Genomic DNA, 9143 nt, shown 5'->3' with positions numbered 1-9143 from the left:
GGTCTGGCCCGTGGGTATGTGGGGCGTGCGGGGTTGTCGGCGGAGCGGTTCGTGGCGAACCCCTTCGGTGGTGCGGGTGAGCGGATGTATCGCACGGGTGACCTGGTGAAGTGGAATGCCGGCGGGGAACTCGAGTATCTGGGCCGCACGGATGATCAGGTCAAGGTCCGCGGCTTCCGCATCGAACTCGGCGAGATCGAGACCGTACTCCTGGCGCAGCCGGGCATCGCGCAGGCTGCCGTGATCGTCCGCGAGGACACTCCCGGAGACAAGCGGATCGTCGGCTACGTGACTTCGGCAGCCGGCAGCCCCGAACTGCCCGCACCCGCACTCGATGCCGCCGGCATCCGGGCCGCCCTGCACACACACCTGCCGGAATACATGGTCCCGTCAGCCATCATCACCCTCGATGCCCTGCCGTTGACGGTGAACGGCAAGGTCGACCGTAGGGCGCTGCCCGCACCCGACTACGCAGCCCCCCGTGCAGGACGTGGTCCGGTCACGCCCGAGGAGCGTTTCCTGTGTGCAGCATTCGCTGAGGTGCTGGGCATTGACGAGGTCGAGTTGGATGACAACTTCTTCGATCTGGGTGGACATTCACTGCTAGCGGTCCGGCTGATCAGTAAGATTCGATCGGCTGCAGGAATTGATGTATCGCTGATCAACTTCATGCAGCGGCCAACGGTGGCCGATCTCGCGGAGCTGCTTAGCCACCCAATCAGCAGCAAGCCATTCGAGCCGATTCTGCCGTTCCGCACCACTGGAACTCAGCCGCCGCTCTTTTGCTTGCCTCCGGTCAGTGGGCTGAGCTGGACCTACTCCGGTCTTCTCAGGCATCTCGGCACTGAGCAGCCGCTGTACGGACTTCAAGCTCCCATGCGTGGAGAGGAAGTTGCCGATCCCGGGCCGGAAGATCTGGTCGGCTGGTATGTCGACCACATCAGGTCAGTTCAGGTCAACGGACCGTACCGCTTGCTCGGTTATTCTGTCGGAGGAAACATCGCCCACGCGGTAGCGGTGGAGTTGCAGCGACAAGGTGCGGAAGTCGACTTTCTCGCTCTGCTGGATTCCTACCCTGTCCAGGCTGAAACAGCACCGAGTCAAGAGCTCGATGACTCCATGCTTCTGATGGAGCTCCTGGATGGTTTGGGGATCAAGCCGGACGTGGATACGAGCACGATTACGGCAGCTGAGGCCCACCATGTCGTGCTGAGACATCTCGGTGGCTCTTGGGACATCCAGGAGTCTGACATGTCGGCCTACTTGCGAAATGTGCGTACCAATTCCAGGTTTCGGAGGGAAGTGGCACTCGGCCTCTATCGGGGTCCTGGCCTCCACTTCATGGCTCTACGCGCTGGACGCGGTTCTCGCGAAGACGTCTCGCACGTGTGGCGGGAATTCTTCGACGGAGAGTTGCGTGTCGTGCCGGTCGATTCAGACCATGCAGGAATGTGTGATCTCCGTCCATTGGCCCAGATCGGTCCTGTGCTCGCCGAGCAATTGGCCAAGTAGGAATTGAAGGCCGTAAAAGTTCTCGACGGGTCGCCGATCTGTGTGGCGGCCCGTCCAGGCGAAGCTGCATCCGCCACACGTCTTTCTGGCTCGGAGAATCACGATGAAATACTTTTTGCTGGTATGGGTCGGACGCGTGCTCACTGTCCTCGGCTCAAGAGTCAGTAGCTTTGCGCTTACTCTGTGGGTATATCAGCAAACGCATTCCATCACGCAGTTCTCGACCGGTCTCTTCCTTGGTTTTGTGCCTGGACTAATAGCAGGTCCAGCGGCAGGTGTCCTTGTGGACAGGTTTCGACGCAAGACGATCCTGCTCTTGGCGGACACGGCGGCACTGGCTGGGGTTGTCGCTCTGGTAATCAGCCAGAGCTCGGGCCATCTCGCTGTATGGCAGATTTATGCAGTTGTGATCGTGAAATCGATTTGCGGTGCCTTTCAATGGCCGGCCTTCGCCGCGAGTGTCAGAGCAATGGTCCCACCGCAGCATCGTGGCCGCGCCGGAGGTATGACACAGACAGGCTTCGCGGTCACACAAATACTTGGCCCGGCAATTTCCACGTCACTGCTCAATACCGGTGGACTCACTCAGGTTCTCTTCGCTGATATTTTTGCCGGAGCAGTTGGAATTCTCAGTCTAGCCATGGTGAAAATTGCTGAGCTCACCGAAACGGCCTCAGACTTCAAGGAAAAGAAGTCGTGGAGGTCAGAACTTCTTATCGGGTGGCGGGCAATCAGCGGCGACCACCGCTTGGTTCGTCTACTGCGGATCGCTACCGTCATGTATGCCGTACAAGCAGCAGCAAGCGTTCTGCTGCTGCCGCTTATAGTGGCCAGCGTTCCACCGAGCCAGCATAATGTGGCAGTTGCCGCGGTGAGTACCGCTGGGGGTGTCGGGCTCGCGGCAGGTAGCCTCGTCATGTCCATTTGGGGCGGTCCGAAACGTCCGCAGTTGTGGATCACCGCGGCAGCTGTTCTGAGCGGAGTGGCCGTTGTCGTTGCCAGCATGATCTCCCAATCAGTCGTCCTTATCGGCTCTTCGTTTGTGTTTTCTTTTGGTTTTCCCGTAGTCATCGCTTGTTCTCAGAGCGTCTGGCACGAGGCTATAGAACCCGGTTTGGAAGGCAGGGTCTTCTCGCTGCGGCGAATGACGGTACAGGCAGGCACGGTGGCCGGCCTGGTCACTGTCGGCCCAATCGCCACATACGTATGTACTCCGCTGCTAACGGCCCGGACGCCAGCGTCCCGCGTTCTGCGCAGCATTTTTGGAAGCGGAACGGAAGGTGGCTCCGGAATTCTTCTATGCTTCCTCGGAGTCACCTTGGTCGCCACTTCTGTGATAGGGAATGTGAATTCGATGCCGAATAATTCATCAGCGACTGATCAGCAGCGCAAGCTTGCTCGAAACAGATCTTGATGCGGACGATTGCTCCCTGGGGTCTCAGTGAGACCCTGGTGTGTTGAGGAGTGCCAGGCCGAGGGCGGTGAGGCTGTGACGTACGGAGTTTCGGTGGCGGAGGGAACGGATCAGTCCGGCTTCGCGGAGGATGGTTGCGTGTTCGCTCGCGCTCGCGGACGCGACACCTGAGAGTGCGGCCAATTCCTTGGTGGAGCAGCCCTGGTGTTCCGCAATGGTGGCCAGCACCGCGGTGCGCGTCCGCCCTAGCAGCGTCGCCACACCGGGGGAGCGCTTTTGGCCGGGCGCGGAAACAACGGGGGCGAGTTCATGAGGGTCCTGGTAGGCGGGATAGCTCACGGACACGGGCTGGCTTTCGGTGACGACGGCGCGCGTGCCGAACATCGACGGAATGAGGAGAAGGCCCTGCCCTTCCAGGTAGAGGTCACGCTCGGCTCCGTTCGCCATTCGGATTTCCAGGACCGGCGGATTCCATCGCATCCATCGCGGGTTTGCCTGGGTCAGTAGTTGATCGACGCCGCCGGTGAGTATGTGCTGTAGGCGCAGGGTCTGGTCGGCCGCCAGGTGTTCGGTCAATTGACCCCAATTCGGGGCCAGTAGGCATGCGTGGAGATGGCCGAGTCCCGTGCAGAGTTCGGCGAACAAGGACGGATCTTCCGACAACTGGTGTGCCCACGTGGGAAGAGAAGGGTGATGCAGTGCTGCTTCGATTACATCTGCCTTGACAAGCGCGCGAGGTGTGGCGCGTATCTGCTCCAGCAGTTGCTCGATGGTGCCCGCTTTCGTGGGACTGAGGAAGTTGGGTGAGGATCCCACGGACGGCATCAGGGCCAAGGCCATGCGGGCCTGGGGCGAGAGCTGTGTGCGAGCACGATTTCGCCAGGCGTCGAGACGAGTCGGCTGACTGCGGCTCTGCAGGGCGCGCGCCGCGAGTTCCAACTCGTGCAGCGGCATCGGCGCCTCGGCTACACGTGTCCGGGCCAGATCCTGAACCGTGAAGTGTATGCGGTAGGCCATGGCGGTCTGGGTGGATCCTTTCGGAATGTCGTTCTTCGGGTCAGCCCGAATCAGATCGCGATCGTAGCGAGCCAAGGAGAAGCTGGATCCGGCGGCCTGCGTGTATGGCACAGCGAGGTGTCATGGAGGCTCGTCGATTCCGGTGGACGGCATGGGGCGTATTCATGCCGACCGAATAGGAGTTTCCGAGTGGCTTCCCTTGGAATCGCCTTCACGTAAAGGCCGTTGGCGGTGTCCCTCAGCAGTACGTGGCACTCCAGTCAACCGGTCTGAGTGTTGGTGGGCCGTGCCGACCGCCGACGACGGACAAGCCTCAGCTGTGGCGACCTGTCCCGTCCTGCCGCGAGGCCCGCTCTCATACTCCCGTCGTGCCTGCCGTCCCCCGTAATACCTATTTCTTGCACAGTGAAGGAAAACGTGATGCACAACCCCTATCCGGTCGACATGTCTGAACTCCACCTCGACGGTCACAATCTGGGCGTGGACGAGGTCTACCGGGTTTCCGCCATGGGGGAGGGAGCGAGGCTGGGCCTGGCGGAAGACGCGGTCCTGCGCATGAAGAAATCCCTTCAGGTGAAGGACGACCTCATTGCGTCAGGGATACCCATCTACGGCGTCACGACGGGCTTCGGTGACAGCAGCAGCCGGCAGATCAGTCCCGAGAAGACCGTGGCTCTGCAGCGCAACCTGCTGCGGTTCCTGCGTGTGGGCACCGGCCCGGTGGCACCTGACGAGGTCATTCGCGCGACCATGCTGATCCGCGCCAACAGTGCCGCCCGAGGACACTCCGCCATCCGGCAGGAGCCTGTCCGTCTCATCCTGGACATGCTGCACCACGGCATCCTGCCGCAGATCCCGGAGCGCGGCTCGGTGGGTGCCAGCGGCGACCTGGCCCCGCTGAGCTACCTGGCGGCGTCACTCACCGGCGAAGGCACCGTCACCTACCGGGGTGAGCGGATGCCGGCCGTCGACGCCCTGCGCGCGGCCGGTCTGCAGCCGGTGGAACTGCAGGCCAAGGAGGGCCTCGCCCTGGTCAACGGCACTTCGTTTATGTCCGCCTATCTGACACTGGCGTTCACCGAGGCACGCGAACTGGCCTGGTGCGCCGAACTGTGCACGGCGCTGGCCGCCGAGGTGCGCAGGAGCAGCAGGGACCAGTTCACCGCGTTCCCGCACCTGAACAAGCCGCATCCGGGCCAGATGACCAGCGCCGAGAACATCCGGCGGATCCTCGAAGGGTCCGCCCTGATCGGCACGGACGCCGACCTCCGGGGAGACGGCATCAGTGAGGGTTCCACGTACCTGGAACTCGAACGCGGTATCCAGGACCCGTACTCCATCCGTTGCGCCCCCCACGTGATCGGTGTGCTGCGCGACACCCTTCAGTGGACCGAGCAGTGGATCACCAACGAGATCAACTCCTCCAACGACAACCCGCTCTTCGACGCGGAGTCCTTCAGCGTCCACAACAGCGGCAACTTCTACGGCGGCCATGTCGCCCAGGCCGCCGGTGCGCTCGCCGCCACCATCGCCAGCGTGGGTGACCTCCTGGACCGACAAGTGCAGCTGCTGGTGGACCCGAAGTTCAACCTGGGACTTCCGGCGAACCTCATCGCCCCGGTCGAGGCCACCCATCCGGCAGCCGGACTGCACCATGGCTTCAAGGGCGCGCAGATCGCCTCCTCCGCTCTGACCGCCGAAGCACTCCACCTGACCATGCCGGTCAGCTCCTTCTCCCGGTCGACCGAGGCGCACAACCAGGACAAGGTCAGCATGGGCACCATCGCCGCCCGGCACGCCAGGACCGCCGTTCACCTGATCAGCGAGGTCACCGCGATCCACCTGGTGGCACTCTGCCAGGCCGCGGACATCATCGGCGCGGACGGACTCGGCCCCCTTACCGCCCGTGCCCACGCCTTCCTGCGCGGCACCGTCCCCTTCGTCCAAGAGGACCGCCCCCTGGACGGAGAGTTCCAGCAGATCGCCAAGCTGCTCACGGACGGCTCGCTGCGCCGCGCGGTCATGGCCGACTGACCGCGACGAGCAGCGTCCCTCGTAGAGGCCGGTTGCCGGGCCGCGTCCGACAGGCCGGCGACCGTGACGTGACAGCGGCGCGCCTTGTCAAGTTCCGCAGAGCGGAAGAGAAGGTTCACCAAGCCCGGCCCGGAATCCACCGGCCGAGAAATCGAAATAGATCGCCGGTGGGCGGGGCGGCGAGAGGGAGAGTACACAGATGATCTTGTCCGAGCTGAGGCCAGACGAGGACGCGGTACAGAAATATCGCGCCGCGGGCGTCTGGCGGAGCGAGGGCCCGCTGGCCGATCTGGAGAAGTGGCGGGACGAAAGACCGGAAGCCGTCGCGGTGATCGCCTACCGAGCCGGAACGGACGTGCGCCGCCTTACGTACCGGGAGCTCGGCGACTACGTCGAGCGGTTCGCCGCGGCGCTGCACGAGCTCAACGTCGGGCCGGGGCACGTCGTCGCGATGCAGCTGCCCAACTGGTGGGAGGTCAGCGCGCTGCTGCTGGCCTGCGCACGAGTCGGGGCAGTCGTCGCACCCGTCATGATGTCCATCGGCCCACGCGAGCTGGAACGCATCCTGTCGCGACTGGACGCCGACGTGTGCGTCACGGTCGACCAGTGGGCTGACGTGCGGTACGCGGACGCCGTGGCCGAGATGGCGCCCCGCCTGCCCAAGCTGCGGCACCGGGTGGTCATCACCGGGGGCGACACCTCCGAGGACGTGGTGAACTTCCGCCGCCACTTCGAGGAGACACCCCGGGAGGGACAGCCCCGGACGCTCCCGAGCGCGCTGCCCGCCGAGGACCCTGACCGGGTGGCCCTGGTCCTGTTCACCTCAGGAACCTCCGGCGAGCCCAAGGGGGTGCTGCACACCTTCAACACGCTCTACGCCGGGAGCTCGGCGATAGCCCAAGCGGAGGGGCTGGACACCCGAGACCGGTTCTTCACCACACAGGCACTGACCCACATCTTCGGGCTGATGTACAACATCATGATCCCGTTGCTGGTCGGTGGCGCCTCCGTGCTGTCCGACGTCTGGGATCCCAAGGGCGCACTGGACATCATCACCGAGAGCGAGACCACCGTCCTGGCGGGTGCACCGCCCTTCGTCACCGCGCTCGTCACGGCTGCCCAGGTGGAACCCCGGCCCGCCCTCTCGCCGCGCATGGTGCTCAGCGGCGCCACCACGGTTCCCGGCCAGTTGGTCGCCTCCGTCCCGCAGACCTGGGGCGTGCCGCTGCGCACCCTCTGGGGAATGACCGAGGTCCCCGGCCACACCTGGACCCGCCGCGACGATCCGCCGCTGTGGGGCTCGCAGAGCGACGGCAGGCCAGGAGCAGGACTGGAACTCGACTTCCGGTCCGACACCGACACCCCGCCCACCGCCGAGCAGCCGGCCCGCCTCTTCGTCCGTGGCGGCGGTGTGTGCCTGGCGACTTTCGGCCGGGACAGCGGCCGGCTGCGGGTCATGGCCCACGTGGACGACGGCTGGTACGACACCGGTGACCTGGCGATTCCCGACGGTCGAGGGGGCCTGCGCATCATCGGCCGGACCGCGGACCGTATCGGCGGCTCCTTCATGATCCCGATCAACGACGTCGAGACGGAACTGCTCGCCCACCCTGACGTCCATGATGTCGCCCTGGTCGGCTACTTGGACGACACGGGCAACGAACTCGCCTGCGCGGTCGTCGTTCCCGGTGCGGCCACACCCACACTGGCCGGACTACGGGAGTTCCTGACCGCCCGCGGCATGACGGAGTGGTACCAGCCCCGCCGGCTCGAACTGGTGACAGAGCTGCCGCGCAACGCCACCGGAAAGGTCCGTAAAGACCTCCTCCGCTCTCAGGTGAAGGACGGCCACATGGTGGACCAAATAGTGGTGTGACGCCTGGTGAGAAGGGGTGGCGCGGGCGAGTGACCACGGGTGTGACCGCCCGCCCCGCCACCTGTCACATCCAGACGGAACCCACCAACATGACGCCGCATGAAGAGCAACGAGAGCAGCACTTGCCGCTGACGGAGCCTCGCTACTGACCGAGTGCGCGAGCGGCCCCTGGGCCGTGTTCCGCTGAGGGTCTTCGCCCGGCCGTGTTCTACGAGGCCCGGTCGGACGTCGGCCATATGTACGGGAGATCGTCGGGGACGTCCGGGAAGAACGGTGTGTAGAACTCTGGCGCCTTGCGCACCAACGCCGACTGGTGGCTGCGGTGGAAGGCGGGCTCTCCCAGCCAGGGCGGCAGCTCGCCGTCCTCGGCGAGGCGTTCCTGCGTCCGCGCGGCGGAGCCGGGGCGGTATCGGCCGAACTCGGTGGCGAGCGTGGCGGCGCAGGTGTCGGCGCGCTCCTCCGCTGTCCACATGCCGCACACGTCCAGGCCGTAGCGGACCAGAGCCTCCTCGTAGCCGATCCACATGAGTACCGCAGGATGGTTCCGCCATCCGTAACCGGGCACGGTCAGGCCTCTGAGCACTTGGAGGGCCTCGACCCGCTGCTTGCCCAGCCGCGCCTGGTCCAGGACCGCGGCGGACTGCATGAAGTCGGGGAAGGGGAGAAAGGTCTGCACACGGGATGCCTACCGCGGCCGGTCCGTCCTCAGACATTCGCGTCCGTCCTCACGCGCCCTGCTGTGTCCCCCGTCCGGATGGCGCCACCGCTGACGACCGTCACCCGTCGGCGGCTCCGGCCGCGCTCCGAAACCGTGCTCAGACCCGCTCGTACCTTTCGAAGCGTGCGAGAGATCGCCAGCATCGTCTGCAGGGGTATCTGCGTTTCACGTCACCACCGATACGCCAGGAAGCGAGAACGCCATCAGCGGACAGCAGGCCGCAAACTCCTGGTAACGGCGGGACGGCGGCGTCGAAGCCGATGCCCGGTGACCGGCCCGATCAGCAGGCCGGTGCTGAGGGCTCGGAGCAAGCAGAGAGCCACGGGGCGGGCGGAGTCCGGACCGGCGCCCGCCCGCCACGCGACGAGACGCTCAGCCACCCACTCCACGCAATAGTCACTGGAGATCCTGATGACTGGGAAACCGTCACGTCCGGTTCGGCGGGAGGCAGGGGAACAGGACCTGCCACGGCGGGCACCTCACCGCGCGGCCGACCCAACCGCCCACCTGCACTGGTTCCGTTGCCTGCGGATCCGCTGGGAGATCCGCGATGACATTCACGAAGCCCTTCC

6 protein-coding genes are annotated in these 9143 nt (G+C 64.8%); 4 read left to right on the top strand and 2 right to left on the bottom strand.

The features are described from left to right. A partial coding sequence (locus ACWCQK_RS26830) for a thioesterase domain-containing protein (RefSeq protein ID WP_451159075.1) occupies window positions 1-1512 on the top strand: 1512 nt, incomplete at its 5' end. Between the two features lie 103 nt (window positions 1513-1615). After that, window positions 1616-2926, top strand: a complete 1311-nt coding sequence (locus tag ACWCQK_RS26825) for an MFS transporter (RefSeq protein ID WP_451159073.1) — start codon at window positions 1616-1618, stop codon at window positions 2924-2926. A gap of 24 nt (window positions 2927-2950) precedes the next feature. On the opposite strand, the gene ACWCQK_RS26820 is transcribed toward ACWCQK_RS26825, so the two are convergent. Further along, window positions 2951-4054: an ArsR/SmtB family transcription factor gene (locus ACWCQK_RS26820; protein ID WP_451159071.1), complete on the bottom strand. Its 1104-nt coding sequence runs from the start codon at window positions 4052-4054 to the stop codon at window positions 2951-2953. Between the two features lie 333 nt (window positions 4055-4387). Here ACWCQK_RS26820 and ACWCQK_RS26815 point away from each other — a divergent pair, with 333 nt between their 5' ends. Further along, on the top strand, window positions 4388-5977 hold the full coding sequence (locus ACWCQK_RS26815) for an HAL/PAL/TAL family ammonia-lyase (RefSeq protein ID WP_451159069.1): 1590 nt from the start codon (window positions 4388-4390) through the stop codon (window positions 5975-5977). 199 nt (window positions 5978-6176) lie between these two features. Beyond that, window positions 6177-7853 (top strand): AMP-binding protein, encoded by a 1677-nt coding sequence (locus ACWCQK_RS26810; protein ID WP_451159067.1) that lies wholly within the window; start codon window positions 6177-6179, stop codon window positions 7851-7853. Window positions 7854-8061: 208 nt separating this feature from the next. On the opposite strand, the gene ACWCQK_RS26805 is transcribed toward ACWCQK_RS26810, so the two are convergent. Then, a complete protein-coding gene (locus ACWCQK_RS26805) occupies window positions 8062-8529 on the bottom strand; it encodes an MSMEG_6728 family protein (RefSeq protein ID WP_451159065.1) in 468 nt (155 codons plus the stop codon). Window positions 8530-9143: the final 614 nt, after the last annotated feature.

This window comes from Streptomyces sp. NPDC002306 (assembly GCF_053593435.1).
The sequence above is the reverse complement of the archived record's forward strand: the minus strand, read 5'-3'. Positions and strand labels throughout refer to the sequence as shown.